17 protein-coding genes are annotated in these 22,481 nt (G+C 61.0%); 5 read left to right on the top strand and 12 right to left on the bottom strand.

Annotated features, from left to right (window positions below; genetic code table 11):
• Positions 1-53: 53 nt before the first annotated feature.
• Together peaA and ACEN8Q_RS00955 are read right to left on the bottom strand one after the other, a co-directional pair.
• Positions 54-1,634, bottom strand: coding sequence for a quinohemoprotein amine dehydrogenase subunit alpha (peaA, locus tag ACEN8Q_RS00960; RefSeq protein ID WP_413422528.1), 1,581 nt, complete (start codon positions 1,632-1,634; stop codon positions 54-56).
• Positions 1,635-2,021: 387 nt separating this feature from the next.
• Entirely contained in the window at positions 2,022-2,276 is a 255-nt protein-coding gene (locus ACEN8Q_RS00955; RefSeq protein WP_413422526.1) for a DUF1652 domain-containing protein, read from the bottom strand.
• Between the two features lie 277 nt (positions 2,277-2,553).
• Here ACEN8Q_RS00955 and ACEN8Q_RS00950 point away from each other — a divergent pair, with 277 nt between their 5' ends.
• On the top strand, positions 2,554-4,044 hold the full coding sequence (locus ACEN8Q_RS00950; protein ID WP_413422524.1) for an aldehyde dehydrogenase family protein: 1,491 nt from the start codon (positions 2,554-2,556) through the stop codon (positions 4,042-4,044).
• A 46-nt stretch (positions 4,045-4,090) separates the two neighbouring features.
• Here ACEN8Q_RS00950 and ACEN8Q_RS00945 read toward each other — a convergent pair whose 3' ends face one another.
• From ACEN8Q_RS00945 to ACEN8Q_RS00910, 8 genes are all read right to left on the bottom strand, one after another.
• Complete coding sequence (locus ACEN8Q_RS00945) at positions 4,091-5,089, bottom strand: acyltransferase family protein (protein WP_413422522.1); 999 nt, start codon at positions 5,087-5,089, stop codon at positions 4,091-4,093.
• Between the two features lie 94 nt (positions 5,090-5,183).
• Positions 5,184-6,479, bottom strand: coding sequence for an NAD(P)/FAD-dependent oxidoreductase (locus ACEN8Q_RS00940; RefSeq protein ID WP_413422520.1), 1,296 nt, complete (start codon positions 6,477-6,479; stop codon positions 5,184-5,186).
• A complete protein-coding gene (locus ACEN8Q_RS00935) occupies positions 6,476-7,153 on the bottom strand; it encodes a S8 family serine peptidase (protein ID WP_413422518.1) in 678 nt (225 codons plus the stop codon). Before ACEN8Q_RS00935 ends, ACEN8Q_RS00940 begins: the two co-directional genes overlap by 4 nt.
• Positions 7,143-8,861: an ABC transporter ATP-binding protein gene (locus ACEN8Q_RS00930; RefSeq protein ID WP_413422516.1), complete on the bottom strand. Its 1,719-nt coding sequence runs from the start codon at positions 8,859-8,861 to the stop codon at positions 7,143-7,145. The genes ACEN8Q_RS00935 and ACEN8Q_RS00930 overlap by 11 nt, the downstream gene beginning before the upstream one ends.
• Positions 8,861-10,765, bottom strand: coding sequence for a sigma-54-dependent Fis family transcriptional regulator (locus tag ACEN8Q_RS00925; protein WP_413422514.1), 1,905 nt, complete (start codon positions 10,763-10,765; stop codon positions 8,861-8,863). Before ACEN8Q_RS00925 ends, ACEN8Q_RS00930 begins: the two co-directional genes overlap by 1 nt.
• Before the next feature lie 243 nt (positions 10,766-11,008).
• Entirely contained in the window at positions 11,009-12,034 is a 1,026-nt protein-coding gene (locus ACEN8Q_RS00920; RefSeq protein WP_413704328.1) for a histone deacetylase family protein, read from the bottom strand.
• Positions 12,035-12,185: 151 nt separating this feature from the next.
• Positions 12,186-13,415 carry a Zn-dependent hydrolase gene (locus ACEN8Q_RS00915; RefSeq protein ID WP_413422510.1) on the bottom strand — a complete coding sequence of 410 codons (1,230 nt, stop codon included), beginning with the start codon at positions 13,413-13,415 and terminating at the stop codon, positions 12,186-12,188.
• 23 nt (positions 13,416-13,438) lie between these two features.
• Positions 13,439-14,749 (bottom strand): MFS transporter, encoded by a 1,311-nt coding sequence (locus ACEN8Q_RS00910; protein ID WP_322615306.1) that lies wholly within the window; start codon positions 14,747-14,749, stop codon positions 13,439-13,441.
• Positions 14,750-15,239: 490 nt separating this feature from the next.
• Here ACEN8Q_RS00910 and phaR point away from each other — a divergent pair, with 490 nt between their 5' ends.
• On the top strand, positions 15,240-15,773 hold the full coding sequence (gene phaR / locus ACEN8Q_RS00905) for a polyhydroxyalkanoate synthesis repressor PhaR (RefSeq protein ID WP_223531605.1): 534 nt from the start codon (positions 15,240-15,242) through the stop codon (positions 15,771-15,773).
• Positions 15,774-15,807: 34 nt separating this feature from the next.
• Here the strand turns inward: phaR and phaP are convergent, their stop codons facing one another.
• Positions 15,808-16,371 carry a TIGR01841 family phasin gene (gene phaP, locus ACEN8Q_RS00900; protein WP_413704327.1) on the bottom strand — a complete coding sequence of 188 codons (564 nt, stop codon included), beginning with the start codon at positions 16,369-16,371 and terminating at the stop codon, positions 15,808-15,810.
• A gap of 253 nt (positions 16,372-16,624) precedes the next feature.
• Here phaP and ACEN8Q_RS00895 point away from each other — a divergent pair, with 253 nt between their 5' ends.
• Positions 16,625-19,063, top strand: a complete 2,439-nt coding sequence (locus tag ACEN8Q_RS00895; protein WP_413422505.1) for a DUF3141 domain-containing protein — start codon at positions 16,625-16,627, stop codon at positions 19,061-19,063.
• Positions 19,064-19,077: 14 nt separating this feature from the next.
• On the opposite strand, the gene ACEN8Q_RS00890 is transcribed toward ACEN8Q_RS00895, so the two are convergent.
• Positions 19,078-20,193 carry an AraC family transcriptional regulator gene (locus ACEN8Q_RS00890; protein ID WP_413422503.1) on the bottom strand — a complete coding sequence of 372 codons (1,116 nt, stop codon included), beginning with the start codon at positions 20,191-20,193 and terminating at the stop codon, positions 19,078-19,080.
• Positions 20,194-20,464: 271 nt separating this feature from the next.
• Between ACEN8Q_RS00890 and phbB the strand changes: the two genes are divergently transcribed.
• Both phbB and ACEN8Q_RS00880 read left to right on the top strand, forming a co-directional pair.
• Entirely contained in the window at positions 20,465-21,211 is a 747-nt protein-coding gene (gene phbB, locus ACEN8Q_RS00885; protein WP_413422501.1) for an acetoacetyl-CoA reductase, read from the top strand.
• Positions 21,212-21,275: 64 nt separating this feature from the next.
• Positions 21,276-22,454, top strand: a complete 1,179-nt coding sequence (locus ACEN8Q_RS00880) for an acetyl-CoA C-acetyltransferase (RefSeq protein ID WP_413422499.1) — start codon at positions 21,276-21,278, stop codon at positions 22,452-22,454.
• The last annotated feature ends 27 nt before the right edge of the window (positions 22,455-22,481 follow it).

The raw sequence follows: 22,481 nt of genomic DNA, 5'->3' as shown, positions 1-22,481 counted from the left end.
CGGGGCTTGCGATCATTCCGAAAAGTGTCTGATGCGATTGACGTTCAGCCAACTCATGGAATGGGTGGATTGTTCCAGCGTTGCACGGTCACGATCATATGGCCCTCGCCGGTCAGGGATTTTCCTGCGTCGTCAACGGCGGCGATCACCTTGAGGTTGCCGGCATTGTTGGTGGACATCTTGCGTGCCGGGTTCGGCCCGGCATCGCCCGGGGTGAACACGCCAGCGTCGGCCTGCATGGTGCCGGCGAACTTGACGTCTTCGTCTTCCTTGGCGCGGTCGTCGAAGGCCTCGACCTTCCACTGCGCCGGGAACACGCCGATGCGATACGGTTTGCCATCGGTGCCCTTGCCCCAGGCTTCCGCGTCAAAACGGCCCTGGACTTTCGGTGTCGAGCCACCGCCCTCGCCAATCCGCGCCACCGAGAACTCAGGCACGACCTTGACCGCATCGATCTTGCTGTAGACCGAGAGCTGCGGGCCTTTCAGCGTACCGATAGTGACCGCGCGCGCGCCCGGTTGGGCATTGGCCGCAGCCTTGAGTTTGACTTTGATCTGCTCCGGACTCTGCGAGACGACTTCGAGCACTTCCACGCCTTTGCCGAAGTTCGGTTTGCCGGTCAGGCCACTGCCGATCAGGGTCACTTCGGTTTCGCTGCCGGCCTTCACGTAGCCCGGTTGCACCGCCAGCAAACGCTGGGAACCCTGTTTGGCGGCGACGAAGTCCAGGCCGCGCTCGTCGTGCTCGGCCTCGAACATCCGGCCCTGCATCGCATTGCCCTGGGCGGCGAACACCTGGCGCATGGTCACGCCATCGATGGTCACGTTGCCGCGCCATTCATAGCCGGTGTAGAGAATCGCGCTACCGTCGCCATTGAACGGGCTGCCGTCGGCGTACTGGCCTTTGACGCTGACCTTGAAGGTGTCGTTGCCATCGGCACTCACAGTCATGACACCGGCCAGTTCACCCTTGCCCGGCAAGTGACCGCTGAAACTCCAGTCGCCCACCAGCGCATCGGCCTTGGGCGCCACGCTCTGCCATTTTTTCCAGGCCGGGTTGTCCAGCGGATAACGCTTGGCCAGCAACGGCACCATGTCTTTGCGGGCGATGTCGAACCAGTCGCGGTCGCGAGCCAGCGCCTGATACTCCAGGGACGGCCACTGACCGAGGTGGAAGTTCACCAGGCGTTCCCACTCCTGCGCCGGGCGCCGTTGCAGGGCCACCCGCGCACCGGAGTGGCAGCGGCCGCACATCTGGCTGTGCTGGTCGTCAAATTTCTCGACCGTGTTGAGCCGCCGTTCCAGCGCATAGCGCACGCCATCGGTTTCGCTCGGCGCCAGGCCCTGGGTATCGGCCAGGTACTTGACCAGCGTGCGCCGGTCGTCATCGCTGACCTGCAAACCGTGCATGGTCTGCATCCGGGCAATGCTCATCAGCCAGCCTTCCGGCGTCTTGCGCTGATGGCTGATGCGACTGAGGGCGTTATCGGCTTCGGGGGTGTGACAGCCCTGACAGGTTTCCTTGAGGATGGTCTGGGCGTCGCGGGCTGCCAGGCTATGAGGCGAATGCAGCGCTACACAAGCGGCTACGGCCAGCAGGCTGGCGCTCATGCCTGATCGGAGTTTTCTCTTCATCAACGTCGAACCTCGCACGGTGCGTTCTTATTGTTGTGGCTTATCGTTTTTATGGTTTCTGCCGTCGGCTTTGATTCGCCGACGGAGGCAAGAGAAACGTCTGAGATGTGCAATACACAGAGCGTGCCAGCTTGCTGATAAGCTTTTTTATCAATCACTTGCGTTGATTTGACCGCATTGGGCCATGCCTGGACGCGATGAACGGCGTCTAGTTTCGCGACAGCTGTTGCAGTCTGAGACAGCATAGTTGCCCGGCCAGAATCGGCTCGGCGCCCGCCGATTGACGGGGCTTGTCCAGCCAGCAGGGAAAGGATGCAGGGCGAATGCCGGGGAGGATTTTTCAAAAGCGGGCGCCGCACCACGTGCGTGGTGCGGCCTGACCCCGGTTCAACTGTAAAACGTCGGGTGCACGCCTTTGTGCGCGTTGATTTCCTGTTGCATCTGCACCACCAGCGTTGCAATCGCGTGGGGCGTGTCCAGCTCCCACAGCGGAACGCGGGTCGCCACCAGGTCCACTTTGCCGGTCATGCAATCGCACACGCGAATGGTCAGGGACTGATCCGGCGCCACGCTGCAGGTGCATATCGATGGCAGGAAACTGTGTTCAATGATGTTTTGGATTTCCAGGGTTGAAAGGATCATCGCTGTCTCCCTCACGCCAGAGGTACTGCCGGGAAAATGCTCCGTCATTTCACCCGCCTAACCAGAAAATTCTAATCCTCGCCAGGGGTGCTCTCAAGATCGCGAACCGGTTGCTCGTCGTCTCACCGGGTGTCGCGAATTGCGACAAATACCCCCACACGCCCGCCTTCACCGGCAGCCGAAAAAACCCGCCCGGCAACGGCCGACCGGCGCTTTGGAGGACTTGGCACAGCCATTGCGAAAGCCCGGTTCTCACGAACAACAAGAGGCCTCGCCAATGTCGCTCCCAAACGTGCTTCCCGCCACTTCGGCGTTCATCCAACGCGCTCCGCGCATGCTGATCGGCGGTGACTGGGTCGAGGCCACCGACGGCCAGACCATGCCCCTGCACAACCCGGCCACCGGTGAGGTGCTGTGCGTGGTGCCACGGGCAACGCCAGAAGATGTCGACCGTGCGGTACTCGCCGCCCGCCAGGCGTTCGACGATTCGGCCTGGACCCGCACCCGTCCCCGGGAGCGGCAGAACCTGCTGTGGAAACTCGCCGACCTGATGCAGCGCGACGCCGAACTGCTGGCGCAACTTGAATGCCTGAACAACGGCAAAAGCGCGGCGGTGGCCCAGGTGATGGACGTGCAACTGGCCATCGACTTCCTGCGCTACATGGCCGGTTGGGCGACCAAGATCGAAGGTTCCACGGTTGACGTATCGGCACCGCTGATGCCCAACGACCAGTTCCACAGCTTCATCCGTCGCGAAGCGGTGGGCGTGGTCGGCGCCATCGTCGCCTGGAACTTCCCGCTGTTGCTGGCCTGCTGGAAACTCGGTCCGGCCCTGGCCACCGGTTGTACCGTGGTGCTCAAACCCGCCGACGAAACCCCGCTGACCGCGCTGAAACTTGCCGAACTGGTGTTGGAAGCCGGGTATCCCGAAGGCGTGTTCAACGTGGTCACCGGCACCGGCATCACCGCAGGTTCCGCCCTGACCCACAACCCGCTGGTGGACAAGCTGACCTTCACCGGCTCCACCGCCGTGGGCAAGCAGATCGGCAAGATCGCCATGGACTCCATGACCCGGGTCACCCTGGAACTGGGCGGCAAATCGCCGACCATCGTCATGGCCGACGCCGACCTGAAAACCGCCGCGGCCGGGGCTGCCAGCGCGATTTTCTTCAATCAGGGCCAGGTCTGCTGCGCGGGCTCGCGGCTGTATGTACAGCGCAAGCATTTCGACAATGTGGTGGCGGACATCAGCGATATCGCCAACGCCATGAAACTCGGCAACGGCCTGGATCCTAGCGTCGAAATGGGGCCGTTGATCTCGGCACGACAACAGGAGCGCGTCTATGGGTACATCGAAAAGGGCCGGGACAGCGGCGCGACCATCGCCTGCGGCGGTGAGCAGTTCGGCCCGGGGTTCTTCGTCAAGCCGACGGTGATTGTCGACGTCGATCAGAAGCACTCTCTGGTGCAGGAAGAAATCTTCGGTCCGGTGCTGGTGGCCATCCCGTTCGACGACGAAGCCGATGCCCTGCGCATGGCCAACGACAGCCCCTACGGTCTGGGGGCGAGCATCTGGTCCAATGACCTGGCAGCGGTGCACCGGATGATTCCGCGCATCAAGTCAGGCTCGGTGTGGGTCAACTGCCACAGCGCCCTGGACCCGGCGCTGCCGTTCGGCGGCTACAAAATGTCCGGGGTCGGGCGTGAGATGGGGTATGCGGCGATCGAGCATTACACTGAGTTGAAGTCAGTGTTGATCAAGCTGTGATTTGCGCCGTTCTTTAGGCCGCCTTCGCGGGCGGCAATTCCAGCCACTACGCCGCTGTTTCGCGGTCCAGTGGGTGACCCACCCGATTTTTTGCGCCGGTCCGGAGCGCGTGACGAAGCTTCAGGGCCGGCCGTTCGACGCAATAGTACGAAACGCCGCTGAGCAGCAACGACAAGGCCAGCACTGTTGCAACAATGATCTCATCGTAGGCAACCGACCAGATAGCGTGCAGGAAGTACATCACCACATAGTGATTCAGGAACACGCCGTAGCTGATATTGCCGAGGAACTCGTCAATCCGGTGAAACTTGAGCTTTGTCAGCAGGTACACGGCGGGCACGCCCAGCGCTATGCCGGCGGTCACTTCGGCATTGAACGGTCGGCGCTCTATCCATCCCGCCATGATGGCCGCGAACATCAGAGCCGCAGCCACGGCGGTGCCGGCAGCGATCGCCAGATCCTTCGGCTGCGCTTTGTACAGGTAGCTGCCGCACAGGAACATGAACAGCACACCCGGCAATAGACGGTAGCCATACAGGTCGGTGTTGATGAACCCCAGGCACGCGGCCATGAAGACGACGACGGATAGAGCAAACGCAACGCCCCGCGCCCTGTAGATGATCAGGAAAGGGATCACCAGGTAAAAGCACATTTCAAGCCCCAAAGACCAGGCCGGCGGCAAGATCCACGATCCCGCCGCTCCGAACATGTAGAAGCCGAGTGGCACAATAGTCAGGCTTGCGGCGATGTTGCGCAGCGTCAGCTCGGCGGCTTGAGGCGTGCCGGGCAGCAGGAAATAGATCACCGCACAGGAAACTGCGAAGTAGAGCAGGAATTGAGGATAGAGCCGCAGGGCGCGGTCCAGGTAGAACAGGCCGACTTTCTCCGGCGCCGTGTAGTTGCGCTCGATCAGCGAGGTCATCACGAAACCGCTGATGATCAGGAAGGAAATCACGGCGATCACGCCGGGGTTTAGCCCCATGAACGTCTTGCCCATATGAGAAACGGCCACCAGAACGGCCAATAGCAGACGATAGACTCCCACTTACACCCCAAAAAACCTTGTCGTTATGGCGCGTAAATTACGATGCTTTGCGCTGGGAGAACAGGCTTTTTCGCCGGATCCAGACGTTCTTCATTCAGGGTTTGAAACCCTGCCCCAGTAACCAGCTGCGAACCATACGCCCCTGCTCCACCGTCAAACCGGCCAACGCCTGCTCCGCCGGCTCGCTACGCAATCGCCGCACCAACGGCGCCACCTCAACCCCCTGTACATGCCAGATGCCCAACGGCTGATCCGCCGTGATCACCACCTCGGCCTCGTCGACCAGACCATCACGCAACACCGGCGCCCGTTCGATCCTCAGCGTGTTGAAATCCGCCTCGGCATGGGCCACCTCGGCATCCGGCCAGCGCCGTCGTGCCTGCCAGAATGGCTGGTCCGGCCAGCGCTGCTCATCGGCATAGAAATCCCGGCCGACCCGCGCAAAACGCAAAAACAACTGTTCCACCCGCTGTTGGTGGAAACGATGGGCCAGGGCTGCTCGTTCGGGCTTGCAGAGCAGTGTGTTGATCACCACCGGCGCCTGCAATGCCGAAGACAGGGATTGAAAGATGCCATTGCCCGACAGCGGGTCGACGGCCATCGCCGCATCGCCGACCCGAATCCAGTTTTCACCACACACCTGCGGGCTCAGAATCGCCGTGCTGCTGCGGGCGTTCAGTTGCAGATCAGATTCCGCCAGGCCTGCAAAAAATGCGGCGGCCAGTGTCGAACCCTGGCGCCGCTGTCGGCAGTAGTCGAGCAACTGCGTCTTGCCCGGCAATCCGGCACTGGCCACGTCCACCGTCCATTGCCAGTAACACTGGCCGTCGGCGCGCCGCGCCATCCACGCCCAGCCGTCCTCGAGGCTTTCCACGGCGCTGGCGGTGCTGCCCGGCAAACCCTGCCAGCGATTGAGCAAGCTGACCGTCTCAGGTCCGCGCAAGCCTTTGCCGGTAGCCGGAGCCTGACGTCCGCGGGCTTCGACGAGAAACGCTGCAAGCAACGGTTCGCGGCCGTCGATTTCGATTCGATGGCCATTGGCCGATGACTGAACCGCCAGCACCCGGCCTTCGATCAGCTCAACCCCCGCCAGGCGCAGATCCTCGCGCAGGCCCCGGTCAAAAACCGGACGGTCGAGCAGGTATTCGACGTTCTGCGCATGCTGCTGGCCATTCCACGAGACCTGGCGTTGTGACGGCAACGCCGCATCCGCCAATGCGTGCTGCAGGCCAGCGCTGCGCAAGGCTTCCAGCACCCGTACGGACACGCCTTCGAGTGCCGCAAACCGGCGCCACTCACTGATCAGCGTGACGCCATGGCCCAGCCGTCGCAACCCCAGCGCGACAGCGGCGCCCGCCGGCCCGGCACCCAGAACGACGATGTCGGTCATGGCCCGAATCGCCGTTCAGGGCCACGGTAACGGGCATGTTCGCGCAACCACTCGATGACTTGCTCATTGCTGGCGCCGGGCTGTTCGGCGAGGAACCCGGCAATGTGCCCGCTCAACGCGGCGCAACCGAGGCTCGCCCCGGATTGCCCCGGATAGGTGCCCTGCACACACGCGGCGAAATCCGCCTGGGCGCTGTTGAGCCACGACCATTCCTGCTCGGCGCACCGCGCATCGCCGGTCACCCGCAATACTTGTGGATAGTTGGCCGGAAACACCCCTTCGCCCTGGGCCGGACTCGACGCACACAGCAGCACACCCCGTGCCACCGCCGTTGCGCAAGCCGCGCGTAACAGGCTGCGATCCTGACGCAAGCCAAGGCTCAAATTGATCAGTCGCACGTCCTGCGTCAGCAACCAGTCAATGGCCGTGGCGATCTGCAAGGCGCTGGTAACTCCCCGCTGGTCGAACACCTGGGCCACGCAAAACAGTGCCGAGGGTGCACGCCGGCCGATGGCCTCGATCACCGCACTGCCATGCCCTAGCGGATCGTCGCGCAAGTCGCCTTCGGCCAGGCCACCTTCAAGCAATGAAAAGCGCCGACCGGCGACCACTTGCAGCCGTTGTGCCGCCGAATGGCCGCTGTCCACCACACCAATGCGCAACTCAGGTTTCATGCAGCACCGTTTTCGAGGTCAGCACGCCGTCGAGCAACTCGAAACGCAGATCGGCATCGGCCAGCGTTGAAGGACGATGGCTGATGAGGATGCGCGTGCGTCCGGCAAACAAGCGGTCGATGGCGTCGATGACTTCGCGCTCGGTGGCTTCGTCCACTGCGGATGTGGCTTCATCGAGTACCAGAATCAAAGGGTCCTGCAACAGCGCCCGGGCAATCGCGATACGCTGCTTCTGCCCACCGGACAACTGCTGCCCCCGCTCGCCCAGCGGACTGTCGAGACCTTCGGGCAAGGACTCGATCAGGCTGTCGAGTTGCGCCAGCCGCGCCACTTCGGCAATCGCCTCGCGGCTGGCGTCCGGCACCGCATAGGCCAGGTTGTCGGCGAGGCTGCCGCGAAACAGCACGATGTCCTGGCTGACCACCGCAATGCGCCGCCGCAGCTGGAACAGATCCAGTTCGCGCACATCGACGTCGCCCAGCAGCACCCGGCCCGATTGTGGATCGTGATGACGCTGAAGCAGGTCGATCAGGGTCGATTTTCCAACGCCCGAGCCGCCGCTGAGGGCCACTTTCAAACCGTAGGGAATCCGCGCTTCGATGCCGCGCAGGGTCGATTGGCGACCGGGATGGGCGAAGTGCACGCTGTCGAACCAGAGATCGCCGCCAGTGGGCATCGGGCGCGGCCTGGCGGGCGTCAACACGGTCGGTTGTTCGCCGCGCAATTCCATGACCCGGCCGAGGCTGACGGTCATCCGCTGAATCGCGACGTAGAGCCCGAGCAGGCTCTGTACCGGCCCCACGGCCATGCCCAGGTAGGTGGAAAACGCAATCAGGGCACCGAGCTGCCAGGTGCCCTGCACCACCCAATATCCGCCGATCAGGAATGCGCAGGCCCGGGACAGCGAGGTCAGCGTACCGGGCACGGCCTGGGTGAAAAACTCGGTGACCTGCAGGCGCAGCAACTGGCTCATGTAGCCCTGCCCCAGCGTCTCGAGGCGCCGCGCTTCGCGCTGTTGCTGGCCGGCGGACTGGATGAACTTCATGACTGGCAACGTCTCGACCATGAACGACGACATGTCCGCCGAACGCTCGCGCAACTGCCGTACATCGCGCTCGACCTTGCGTCGCATCCAGCGCAGCCAGAGGACATCGAGGGGAATCAGCACCAGGGCCAGCAACGAGAGCTTCCAGGACAACGTCAACAGCATCGCAATGGCAACCACCAGGCCGATCACGCTCGACACCGCCGAGAACAGCGAGTCCACGGCGAACCGCTGGATTTCCGCGACGTCGCCATCAAGGCGCGACATCAGGTCACCAATGCGCCGCTGGCCGTAAAAGCTCGGCGACAGCGTTTGCAAATGCCGATACAGGTCATCGCGCAGGGCAAACAGCATGCGCCCGGAGAGGCGCGTGTGCAGGTAGCGGTTGATGCCCGAAAGCGCCGTGCCCAGCAACCCGGCGACGATCATCAACCCGGCGATCATGACCAGCATCGGGAAGTTGCGCGCCAGCAGGCCGTCGTCGATCAACAGTTTGGTCAGCCAGGGTTGCACCAGCACCAGCAGCGAGGCGCACACCGACAAACCCAGCAGCCCGGCAATCGCCAGGCGATGGGGCCGCACAAAACTGTACAGCCAGCGCAGCGACGCTTGCAGCGCCTCGGGGTTCTGGCTGTCGATCAGCCGAACGATCAGGCGCAGCATCACGAGCGCAACTGTTTGAGCTTGCGATACAGGGTCGCGCGGCTGATGCCCAAGGCGTCGGCGGCGGCCGAGACATTGCCCTGATGGGTGTCCAGGGACTGGCGAATCAGCTCCAGTTCGTTTTCGCGGATGCTGCCGGCCTGGGGCCGTTCGCTGGCGGTCAATTCGTCGAGCATGCTGTCGGGCAAGTGATCGAGGGTCAGCACGGTTTCACCCGGTTCGCGCATGGCCAGTGCGGTGCGCAGGACCATCTCCAGTTGGCGGATGTTGCCCGGCCAGTGATAACCGCCGAGCAAGCGATTCAGATCGTCGTGCAGGACAACGGTGGGTGCACCCAGTGTCGTCAGCATGCGACTGATCAGTGCGCCGAAATCTTCGCGTTCGCGCAGGGCCGGGAGCATCACGCTGATGCCGTTGACCCGGTAGAACAGGTCCTCGCGAAAGTGTTTTTCTTCCACCAGGCGCTTCAGGTCGCGATGGGTGGCGCAGATCAGCGCGACGTCGATGTCCTGCTCTTCGCCAGCGCCCAGGGGCGCGACCTTGCGATCCTGCAACACCCGCAATAGCCGGGCCTGCAAGGCCAATGGCATGTCGCCGATTTCATCGAGGAACAAGGTGCCGCCGTGAGCCTGTTGCAGGCGGCCGACCATGCCGCCCCGGCGTGAACCGGTGAACGCGCCTTCGCGATAGCCGAACAGTTCGGACTCGATCAGGCCTTCGGGAATCGCCGCGCAGTTCACCGCCACGAAAGGTTTTTCGCTACGGCTTCCGGCCATGTGCAGGGCGCGGGCGATCACCTCTTTACCGGTGCCGGTTTCGCCCAGCAACAGGACCGGCAGTTCATTGGCCAGGCCTTGACGGGCCATGCGCAAGGCGCGGGCGTAGCGGGTATTGCTGCCAGCCAGCGCTTCCAGATCCGGTTGCGCCTTGGCCGGTTTCGCAACAGTGCGCGGCGGGCTGCCGACATTGATCGAGCGTTGCGGCGCACGCAGGGTTTTGTAGAAGAATTCGCCCTTGGCGGTTTGCAGGCTGCCGGTCCCGCCCTGATGCAGTCGCGCCAGCAACTGCAGGCCATCGACTCCGAGAAACTCCTCGCAGCGCCGGCCGACCAGGGCCGAACGCTCGGCGTGGAGCAACTGGCAGGCCTGGGCACTGACCGCGAGGATCTGCCCGCCGAGGCTCACGGCCAGCAAGCCTTGCCACGGGGATTCCAGATATTGCCGGCGGCTGTGAAAGGCCAGGACGATTTCGTCCGGATAGCTGGCGTTGAACACCCGGCTTTCGATCTGGCTGACCGCCATCGCCAGCAGCGCAGTGCTGTCGTGGGCGCGGCCGAGCGGGCCTTCGCGGGTCAGGTCGAGGACGCCAAGAATGTCGCCCTGGGGGCAATGGATCGGCACCGAAGTGCAGGAAAAATCACTGAGGCGGTCCAGGTAGTGTTCGCCACAATCGATCAGGGTCGGCCGGGCTTCAACCAGTGCCGTGCCTAGGGCGTTGGTGCCGCGTACGGCTTCGCTCCAGCAGGCGCCGAGGGTGATGTCCTGCAGGCCGCTGCCCTTGAGGCGGTCGGCGCGGCCTTCGACGGCGAGGATGGTGGCATCGGAGTTGGCGAGGATGATCAGCCCTTCCTTGCCCTGACGCTCGGCCAGGTAATCGATCGACGGCAAGGCGGCGTCGATCAGCAAGCGGTTGCTGGCCAGCAGCACGTCGAGGCTGGCGCTCGATTCCAGCGCCAGCTCATGCTTGGCATTGAAATGCACGCCATGGCTGAGGCTGCGTCGCCACGAGGCATCGATTTCGGCACGCAGGACGCCATCCGGCACTTCGCCTTCCAGGTGCAGCTTTTCCCGGGCCAGCCGGGCTTCGCGATGCAGTTTGGGGGAGTTTGTTTTTATTAGCGTCATCAAGCGCTCCGGGTCATCCGCCCTGCGCCTTCATACGTCGGCGCCCTGCCGCAATCTTTACGTTAACGTAAGGGCTATGGCAAGTGCCTTACGGCGCTTGTGTTCCGTCAGGTGGACCGGGTTATCGTTCTTCGCGAGCAAGCCCGCTCCCACAGGTTTCGCGTTGTCCACAAATCTGCGGTTCTACTCGGACACTGTGGGAGCGGGCTTGCTCGCGAAGGCGTCATCCCGGACACCAGATAATCAGAACTGCCAAACCTCAGGGCTCACAAAAAACGCCTTGGCATTATCCTCCAGGCTCTCCAGGTGATAGCCACCCTCCTGCACGATCAGGCACGGCAACCCAAGGCCGCGAATCCGCTCGCCGAGTACGGTAAACCCTTCGCGGGTCACCGCCACTTTGCTTTGCGGGTCCAGTTCGAAAATATCGAAGCCCAGGGACAGCACCAGCACCTCGGCACCGAAGTCCGTCACCGCCCTCAGTGCCAGATCCAGGTGCTCCAGGAAATCCGCCTCGCTGGCGCCATGGGCCATCGGCAGGTTGAGGTTGAAACCCTCTCCTGCGCCGACACCGCGCTCGTCGGCAAAGCCTGCGACACCCGGATAGAAGTTGGTCGGATCGCCGTGCACCGAAACGTACAGCACGTCATCCCGGTCGTAGAAGATCTCCTGAATCCCTTGCCCGTGGTGCATGTCGGTATCCAGCACCGCCACCCGGGAAAAACCGGCGCGCAACACCTGGGCCGCCACCGCCGCGTTGTTCACATAACAGAAACCACCCGCCGCTTCGGCCCGGGCGTGGTGACCCGGTGGACGGCACAAGGCATAGGCTGCCGGCTCACCATTGAGCAACGCCTGGGCGCCGGCGATGGCGCTTTGCGCCGACCAGTAGGCCGAACGCCAGGTTTGCTGGCCCACCGGGCAACTGCCGTCGGCGAGATAGCGCGCAGCCTGGGCGAGAATCCCGCGCAGGGCATTGGGCTCGCGGACAAAGATGTTCGACATCACCTCGTCGCCCCAATCCTCGGGAATCTCTTTCCAGCGCTGATGGGCTTCCTGCAGGAACGCCAGGTACGGTGCGCCATGCACCGCCAGCAGCGGAGCGAGACCGGCATCGGCCGGTTGTTCAACGGTAAAACCCAACGCACGGGACGCCTGCACCAGGCGCTGCACACGCTCCGGCACCTCCTGCGGCGTACGCATCTGGCCACGGGAGTAGTAGCTGCGTGGATGGTGGAGCAATTGTTCGGGATGGAAAAAACTGCGCATGGAGTGAATACCTGTCAGTTAACTTGGATCTTGAACCCGGCCGCGTCCTACTGTGGGAGCGGGCTTGCTCGCGAAGAGGGAGTGTCAGTTGACATCAATGTTGTTTGACACGACGCCTTCGCGAGCAAGCCCGCTCCCACATTGGCTGCGTTTATTCAGTTTTTACCGCGCGGGCCAGCACGGCATTGAGCAGCACATCGGTGCCCTGGCGCACATCTTCGGGCAACACGTCTTCGGCTTCGTTGTGGCTCAGGCCGCCCACGCACGGGATGAACACCATGGCTGTCGGGCAGAACCGCGCCAGGTGGATCGCGTCATGCCCGGCACCGCTGACGATCGACTGCTGAGCGTAGCCCAACGCATCCACGGCCTGTTGCACCGCCGCCACGCAATCAGCGTCGAACGGCGTCGCCGGGCTGATCCAGTGCGGGGTGATCGTCAGGTGCAAACCGCGATCGTCGGCTATTGCCTGAAGCCGCGCACGGACGTGTTGCTCCATCGCCTCGATGGTTTCATCACGGTGATGACGCAGGTCGACGGTGAAGTTCACAAGACCCGGAATGGTGTTGCGCGACGATTTGTTGATGCTCAATTCACCGACCGTGGTCAGGCCTTCAGGGGCGAAGTCCGACGCCAGGCCTTCGATGGCCTGGATCATCTGTGCCACACCGTACAAGGCATCCTTGCGCAGCGGCATCGGCGTGGTGCCGGCGTGGGCCGCCATGCCTTCGACCCGCACGTCGAGCCAGCGAATCGCCTGACCGCCGCTGACCACGCCGATGCTCTTGGCGTTGTCTTCAAGGATCGGCCCTTGCTCGATGTGCGCTTCAAAATACGCATCCACCGCACCGCCCAGCGGGCGCTCGCCGGCATAGCCGGTACGTTGCAGCGCCTCGGCGACGCTGATGCCATCGATGTCGCGCACCGCCAGCGCAGCGTCCAGATCCATGATGCCGGTGAACACCGCCGAGCCGAACATGGCCGGGGTGAAGCGTGCGCCTTCTTCGTTGGTCCATACCGCCACTTCCAGCGGCTTGCGGGTCTGGATGCCCAGATCGTTCAGGCAACGCACCACTTCCAGGCCGGCGAGCACGCCGTACACGCCATCGAACCGCCCGCCTTCGGGCTGGGTGTCGAGGTGGCTGCCCATCATCACCGGTGCAGCATCAGGATCAGTGCCGGCGCGGCGGGCGAACAGGTTGCCAATGGCATCCACGCTCAGGGTCATGCCGGCTTCGCGGCACCAGTGGGCAAAGAGTTCGCGACCGGCCTTGTCCTCGTCGCTCAGGGCCAGGCGGCAGCTGCCGCCACGGGCGGTGGCACCGATTTCGGCCATCGCCATCAGACTCGCCCAGAGGCGTTCGCCATTAATCTTCAACATGAGTTTCTCCAGGAAAATCAGGATCAAGCGCGGGCCAGTTCGACGCGTTCAGCGCTGGCATGGCGACGGGCAAGGGACAGGACACACAGCAGCGAAGTCGCGGCGATCAGGCTGTAGAACACCGCCATCGGCCACCACTGGCCGGCGAACCTGTGCGCCAGCAGGGTGCCGATCAACGGCGTCAGGCCACCGGCTACCGCGCCGCAAATCTGGTACGCCAGGGAAATCGCCGTGTAGCGCACGCGGGTCTCGAACATGCCACTGACATAGCCGGCGATCACTGCATAGAACGACGCCATGCACACCACCGCCAAAGCAATGCCAAGGATGATCAGCGGCGCCTGGGCCGAACTGACCAGCACGAACATCGGGTACGGTGACGCCATGGCCAGCAACGACACCAGGCACAGGAAGCGGGTCGCGCCGATCTTCTCGGCGACCCAGGCCGCCAGCGGCTGAATGCAGAACTGAATGATCGCGACAAAGAACAGGCACTCCAGAATCAGGGAGCGTGGAAGTTCGAGCTGCTGGGTGGTGTAGGCGATCATGAAGGTGTTGGTGAAATACACCCCGGCGATCCCCAGCGTGTTGGCGCCGATGCACAACAGCAGCGGACGCCACGCGGTACGCAGCACCTCCATGACCGGCGCCTGCTCCTTGCGCTGGCTTTTGCTGGCCTGCTCGCGGCTGGCCAGAAACTCTGGCGACTCATTGACCCCCAGGCGAATCGCCAGGCCCACCAGCAGCAACAGCGAACTGGCGAGGAACGGCAAGCGCCAGCCCCAGCTCATCAGGTCTTCTTCCGGCAGACGGGTGACCGCACTGAAGGCCAGCAGCGACAGGATCAAACCCGCCGGGCTGCCCAATTGCGCAAACGAAGCGAAGAAATTGCGCCGACCTTTCGGTGCATGCTCGCCGGCCATCAACACCGCCCCGCCCCACTCGCCACCCACGGCGATGCCCTGGACGATGCGCAGCAGAATCAGCAGCACCGGGGCAGTGGCACCGATTTGCGCGTAGGTCGGCAGCAAGCCGATGCACACCGTGACCACGCCCATCATCAACAAGGTGATGATCAACGACTTCTTGCGGCCGATGCGGTCACCAATATGGCCGAAGACAATCCCGCCCAACGGCCGCGCAAAGAAACCCACGGCGAACGTACCGAACGCGGCCATGGTGCTGAATAGTTTGTCGTCGGAGGGGAAGAACAGCGCACCGAACACCAGCGCGGCGGCGGTGGCGTAAATGTAAAAGTCGTACCACTCGATCATCGTGCCAATAAAGGCAGCGGCTGCCGCACGGCGCGGCTGGGACGAAGCGGGAGGCTTCATGGGGGGACTCCTTTGGTTATTTTTCTGGCAGGAGAGAAACGGCAAATCCGCGGCGCTCTGGCGGCGCTGGTCTGGGGATGATTTTTCGTTCCCGGACCATGATTAGTCAATTTTCTATTTATTATTCGAAGTATTACGGCATCTTATAATTGAGGGCAGCAGCAACAGCCGAACGCGACGTGCCGTAGGCGTTCAGCAGAAAAAAACCAATTCACCAGAAATTGAAATGAGCTGTCGCCACCTAAACTGCAAATCGTCCGGGTTTACAGCGGAAGGCCTCTATACCAGCGAGATGGCACGGGCCGAGGCTAACGACTTTTCTATTCGATAAGACTGCATGAGCCACAGTCGTCCAAGCGATCAATTGGAAGGCATGGAAATTGGTTGGGCGCGGTTACCCGCAGTTGGCTGCGAAACAGAGGCATTGGAGTGGCAGTGATCAGAGTAGGATAAGATGCCTGCAATTCAGGCTCGCTGTGAGTAGCCCCGCATGACAGATAACAGTCGGAACACCACCCGTCTGATCAAGAAGTACCCGAATCGCCGTCTGTATGACACGCACACCAGCAGTCATTTGACCCTTGCGGATATACGCCAATTGGTCGTCGATAGAATCCCGTTCGAGGTGGTCGACGCCAAGACTGGCGAGGATCTGACCCGAAGTATTTTGCTGCAGGTCATTCTGGAAGCCGAAAGTGGCGGTGAGCCGATATTCTCCAGTGAGATGCTCATGGGGATTATCCAGTTCTACGGTCCCTACCAGAGTGTCCTCGGCAGCTACCTGGATAAAAGCATCCAGACGGTCATCGACATCCAGTCTCAGACCGGCGCTCAGTCCTCTGAAGCCTGGAGCGCATTCATGCACCAGCAAGCACCGGTCATGCAGGATTTGATGCGCCAGTATGTCGACCAGTCAAAAGCCCTCTACATGAACACTCAGAACCTCTTCGGCCTGTTCGGCGCCATGCCGGCAGGCAAGCCGGGGGCCGGGGGCGGGCCAAAAAAAAATGACGATGGGGAATAAACCCATCGCCATCATGTAACCGTTCCAATCCGATTTATTTGCTATCGCTTGTAGCCTTGGCACCATGAGCGGTTTTGCCGGCTGCGGCGGTCGCTGCGCCAAAACCGCTCTGGGCAACGTCAGCAGCCTGTTTTACGGCTTTCTGTGCACTTTCAAAAACGGTACTGGCATTCGCCAGCGATGACTTGAATCCGGCCACAACAGACTCGGAGCCAGCCGGTGCATTCTTGCTGATCTCTTCAACGAACTCTTGCACCTGCTTGGTGCCCGCCTCGACCTGACGCGTGGTAAGTTGGGCAATTTCCGATTGGGTGCCAACAATCAGCGCGTGTACTTGACGATTGAACTCAGCCAGGCGTTCGGCTTGCACATTAGGCTGGGTGAAAGAAGCCTGGAGCTCAGCGAACCCTTGTGGATCACGCACCGCCAGCAGTTTGCGAAAACCGTCGAACTGCTCCTCGGTGGAGGCCTGCAGGGTCTTGAACTGCAATTGGCTGAGCTGTTCAACACTGGAGAAGATTTTGCCGCTGATTTGCTGCAGGAGGTCTAGGTTGGCTTTCTGAGCGTCTTGCAATTTTTCCAAGTTGAAAAAAGACATACTTGAATCTCCTGATTCTGAAAGGCCGACGTGGGCCTGAGGACGCGATAGCGATCCTGCCGGTCATCGCGCTAGCCTTGATATTGCAGTGCACAAATTCGTTTGGCAATGTTTTTTTGTGCGGCGCACAAAAATCTTTTACCTCCCTCCGCCATTCGCTATAGACTCCTGAAAGGCAAACGGCCGGCCAAGCACCTCTTTGATGATGAGATGCAGGCGAGCTGCTTCTCATGCATAAAACCAGGAGATCACCATGGGCCAGGAAGATATTATTGCATCGCAATATGACAGACTTTCCTCTCAACGCGGCCTGTTCGAACACCTGAGCCATCTGCAGCGCCTCAATACGCTGAACTTCCTTTTTGCTTTTCGCCAGCGCCAGGAAAAAACCCTCGCGCCTCTGAAGCGGGGTCAACTCAGACAACCTACGCCCGCTGAATGGCAGGAATATGTCACGGACCTCGGCCAACGCTGCCTGCTGTTTTGGGACACCCTGCGCCAGCGCGGCGACAATACGCTGGCCCATGAACGCGCCGGGTATCCGCTGCTGCTCAAGTTCGATCATGAAACCCTGATCGCAGGCCCCGAGCTCCCACACCCGGTCAACTATTCACTGCTGCGAATCCTCCCCGGACCAGAGCAAGAAATCGACAGCAACGCCCAGCCGGTGGTCATCATTGACCCACGCGGCGGCCACGGCTCGGGAATCGGCGGTTTCAAACAGGATTCGGTATTGGGTGAAAGCCTCAGAGCCGGCCACCCCACCTATTTCATCTCTTTCAGTCACTCACCACAGCCTGGGCAAACCCTGGCCCATATCGCCGAAGCCCAGGCCCGGTTCATCGAAGTCGTCGGCGCCCGTCACCCGGCCAACAGCAAGCCGATCATCATTGGTAACTGCCAAGCCGGCTGGGCCTTGATGGGACTGGCGGCAACACGACCGGAACTGCCGGGATTGATCATTATCAATGGTGCCCCCCTGTCATACTGGGCCGGTGCCAATGGACGCAATCCGATGCGCTATACCGGTGGCCTGCTGGGTGGCGGCTGGCTGGCTCGCCTGGGCAGCGACTTGGGCAATGGCCGTTTTGACGGTAGCTGGCTGGTCAGCAACTTCGAAAACCTGGACCCGGCCAACACCTATTGGGGCAAGTACTACCAGTTGTTCAGCCAGGTCGACAGCGAGGCCGCGCGCTTCCTCGACTTCGAACGCTGGTGGGGCAGCCCGACTCTGCTCAATGGCGAAGAGATCGAGATGATTGTCGATGATCTTTTCATCGGCAACCAATTGTCCGGCGGGCTCGACCGCAAGAGCAGCGGTATTGACCTGAAACGGATCGAAGTACCGGTGGTGGTGTTCTGCTCCTACGGCGACAACATCACCCCTCCCCAGCAAGCATTGAACTGGATCGCCGATGTCTATCCCAGCGATCTCGCTTTGCATGAGGCAGGACGTACCATCGTCTACCTTCGGCACGCCAGCATCGGCCATTTAGGCATTTTTGTCTCCGCCAAGGTGGCGCGGCGTGAACACCGGGGGTTGCTCGGCGCGGTCGAAGCCATCAGTGCGCTGCCGGCTGGGCTGTATGAAATGCTGATTGACGATCTGCCGGCCTCTCCAGGCAGCAATGACGTGCAATACCGAGTGCAATTCGAATCAAGGCGAATCGCCGATATCCATGATGACATCGAGCCGGCCCGTGATGACGATCGCGAATTCTCTCTGGTAGAGCGCATCTCTGAAATCAACAGCGCGTTTTACGACGGGTTCATACGTCCGTGGCTGCGTCCGATGGTCAACGAGCCCATTGCCGAATTGATGCGCAGGACGCACCCCTTCCATCAGCAGCAATTGCTATGGAGCAGCCTGAATCCGGCGCTGTGGTGGTTAGCCGCAAGCCTATCCAGAATCAGCAGTGATCGTCGTCCCGCACGCAAAGACAACCCGTTGCTGGCCTGGCAGGAACTGTTCTCCAACCAGATGCAAGACACCCTGAATGCGTACCGCGATGCGCGTGATGCCACTCAGGAGCTGTGTTTTTACGGGATTTATGGCGCACTGAATGCCCTCACCGGCAACAAGCCTGCGCGAAATCTCCAGGCACATGCCGACCGGCAGGACCAGGCCCTGATCGAACGCCTGCAGGATTCGCTACCCCATGGTGGCCCCCTGGAAGCGTTGGTGAGGATTCTGTTTTTGCTGGGCCGCGACAACGACAAGGCGTGCAAGGAGAGCATCGAAAAACTGATCCAGCAGGTGCATCGGCTGGTCCAGGACTACAGTGATGAGCCTACAGCCCTGCGCGAAGCCATCCGCTTGCAGAACCTGCTGGTTTTTGCCCACCCGCAAGAAAGCTTGCGCACCCTGCCCTTGTTGCTATCAGAGGCAAAGGAACGCCAACAGGTCCTGACAGCCGTTGGACAAATGATGCCTGAACTGTTAGCGACAACTGGAACAAAAGGCGAATTCTGGCGTGAGCTCCACGCGCTGCTCGAAGTCCCCCTGCCGGGCTTCAGCTTGACCCAACCGTCCAGTGAAACAGTTGTCATCCCGCAGGACACCCCTGCGCAGCCATCTCCGCTTGCAGCAACGCTGCCGCCGCAGATCACACCGACGCCCGCTCCCGCCATCGTAGTTAAAGCCCCGAAGCGCAAAGCGAGCAGAAAGACAAAAGGCCCCAAACCTCAATAAACCTTCACAAGGGATTAGCGGTGTATCCGTTCGGCGAAGCCTGTGACCTTATGATCTCTGTACAGACCGACGGGGTTCATGGGTCGAACCGGCGCGACTTCTTCGACCACAGGCGACAACTCGTCGGTTCGATACTGACCGGGGGTCATACCGAACCAACGGATGCATGCCTTATGGAAGCTGCTGTGATCATGGAAGCCGAGCAGGCAAGTCACATGTTTCATGTTGAAATGAGAATGGCGCAAATAGAAGTCAGCCATCTGCCGGCGCACATCGTTCAGGACGTCCTTGAATTGCGTGCCATCCTTCTCAAGGCCTCGTTGAAGCGTTCGCTTGCTGATGTTCAGTGCCGCCGCAATCGATTCCATATCACACGGCCCTTGGCCTTGCCCCAGGCTCAAGCGCTCGGTAATCAGCGAGCGAATCCTGCCAATGATAGAGCAACCGGACAACAGGTCCAATTGAGCCACGGCAAAACTGTCATGGAGTGTGGCCAACGCCTCGTTGGCCATGCTCAAAGGACTCAGAAGCTCCTGGCCATCAAACAGGATGCTGTCATACGCTGCCCCGAAACTCAGCGGACAGCCAAAAAGCCGCTGATGCTCCGACGTGTCTTCGGGTTCGGGATAAGTGAACTCCACACTCAAAGGTTGCGGTGACTTGCCACCGGCCAGCCAATGGCAGAAACCCAGCAGCGAAGCCAAGGCTGCATCCGTATATTGCCGGGGTTTGACCGAGCCAGGTTGCTGATGATCGAGGCTGGCCAGTCGGTAATGCTGCTGCTCCTGGACAAGGAAAAGGCTGAATCCGGTACCGATCAACGGGCTGAAACGAACCAGACGTTCAAGCGCCCTTTTCAGGTTCGAACTGGACATCATCGTGTAGCCCACGATCTGAAAACTGCTGGGATGGAATTCCCCGTAGGCTTTCAAACCGATATTCGGGTCATCCGAAGCCTGAGCAGCCAGATCCCAAAGACGATAGATAATACTTCGATCGCAGAATGCTCCCGGTTTATTCACGAACTCGACATCCAGTCCAGCCTCCTGGCACAGACCGGCAAGGTCCAGTCTTTGGGCCAAAAACGTATTCGCCAGCATGCTGGCATAACCTGAACTCATTCTATACATGGCGTCCTCATTGACCTGTGGAACCGAACGTCCTGTCCGGAGCCGATACTGACATGCGTTGAACATATTTCAATAATGTTTCAAGAATATTAACTATCCATTCAGTTCTAAGAATTGATCCCAGTAGGGTTACTCCTCATTTTTTTGCCATCAGGCCAGAACACCCGCGTGGCACCGATGGACAGGAAATCGTCACCTTCAAACACTTCCGCACGACCCGTCGATATCGAACAATCTTCTCTCCTGCAGCGCAAAAAAATGGAGTAGATGTATGGAATCGCGTAGTCGTATTGCTGTGGTAACGGGTGGTATGGGCGGTATCGGTACGGCAATCAGCCAACGTCTATACAAGGAAGGATTCAAGGTAATCGTCGGCTGCAGCTCTGATTCCAGCCGCAAGAACGACTGGATTGCCAGCCAGCTGGAGGCGGGTTATCAGTTCGAGTGCATCTATGGCGACGTCACCGATTGGGAGACGACCCGCAAGGCTTTCGAGATGGCTCGTGAACAATTCGGCCCGATCGATGTGCTGGTCAACAACGCCGGCATCACTCGCGACGCCTCTTTTCGCAAGCTCACTCCGGAAGACTGGAACAGCGTGATCGGGACCAACCTGACGGGCTTGTTCAACACCACCAAGCAGGTCATTGAAGGCATGTTGGCCAAGGGTTGGGGGCGGATCATCAATATCTCCTCGATCAACGGTCAGCGTGGCCAGTTCGGTCAGACCAACTACTCCGCCGCCAAGGCTGGCATCCATGGTTTCACCATGGCACTGGCCCGGGAAGTCTCCGGCAAGGGCGTGACCGTCAATACCGTTTCCCCAGGCTACATCCAGACCTCCATGACTGCGGCAATTCGCCCGGACATTCTCGAAGGCATGATCGCGGGAATACCGGTTGGTCGCCTTGGCCAACCCGAAGAGATCGCCTCGATCGTGGCCTGGCTGGCGTCCGATGAGTCCGCCTACAGCACCGGTGCCGACTTCTCCTTAAACGGCGGCATGAACATGCAATAACCCTGATCAGGGCAGGAATGCCCTGGTTTGCTCGACGAATTTTGTCTTTTCCATGAGGTCCCGCATGAACGAAGTCGTAATCGTTGCCGCTACTCGTACCGCCATTGGCAGTTTCCAGGGTTCTTTGTCTGCAATTCCCGCGACCGAGCTGGGTGCCGCAGTGATTCGCAACTTGCTGGAGCAGACGGGTCTCGATGCTGCCCAGATTGATGAAGTGATCCTGGGCCAGGTACTCACTGCCGGCGCTGGACAAAACCCGGCACGCCAGACAGCGATCAAGGCCGGCTTGCCAAACACCACACCTGCCCTGACCTTGAACAAGGTTTGCGGCTCCGGTCTCAAGGCGGTCCATCTCGCCGTCCAGGCAATCCGTTGCGGCGACGCGGAACTGGTGATCGCTGGCGGTCAGGAAAACATGAGTCTGGCTCCCTATGTTCTGCCCAAGGCACGTACCGGTCTGCGTATGGGCCATGCGCAACTGCAAGACAGCATGATCCAGGATGGCCTGTGGGACGCCTTCAACGACTACCACATGGGCATCACCGCCGAGAATCTGGCGCAGAAGTACGAGATCTCTCGTGAAGCACAGGATGCCTTCGCTGCCGCCTCGCAACAGAAGGCCGCCGCCGCCATTGAGGGCGGGCGCTTCCAGAGCGAAATCACCCCGATCCTGATTCCTCAGCGCAAGGGTGAACCACTGGTCTTCGACACCGACGAGCAGCCGCGTGTCGACAGTACCGCGCAAGCCTTGGCGAAACTCAAACCGGCATTCCAGAAAGACGGCAGCGTGACCGCCGGCAACGCTTCGACCCTCAACGATGGTGCTGCCGTGCTGTTGCTGGCCAGCGCAGCTAAAGCACAAGCGCTGGGCCTTCCGGTACTGGCACGGATCAAAGCCTATGCCAGCGCCGGTGTGGACCCGTCGATCATGGGCATTGGCCCGGTCCCGGCTACACGCCTGACCCTGCAAAAGGCCGGCTGGAGCGTCGAAGACCTCGACCTGATCGAAGCCAACGAAGCCTTCGCCGCCCAGGCGCTGGCGGTTGGCAAAGAGTTGGGTTGGGACACCAGCAAAGTCAACGTCAACGGCGGTGCAATCGCCCTTGGCCATCCGATCGGCGCGTCGGGGGCACGGATTCTGGTGTCGCTGGTGCACGAACTGGTCCGTCGCGACGCAAAGAAGGCGCTGGCCACGTTGTGCATCGGTGGCGGACAAGGCGTAAGCCTGGCTATCGAGCGCTAACCAACGGCATCTGAATAGCCAATACGC

The organism is Pseudomonas sp. Pseusp16 (genome assembly GCF_047324915.1).
Lineage (GTDB): Bacteria > Pseudomonadota > Gammaproteobacteria > Pseudomonadales > Pseudomonadaceae > Aquipseudomonas > Aquipseudomonas fluorescens_CD.
Note: the sequence above shows the minus strand (reverse complement) of the source record. Positions and strands in the feature narration are given on the sequence as shown.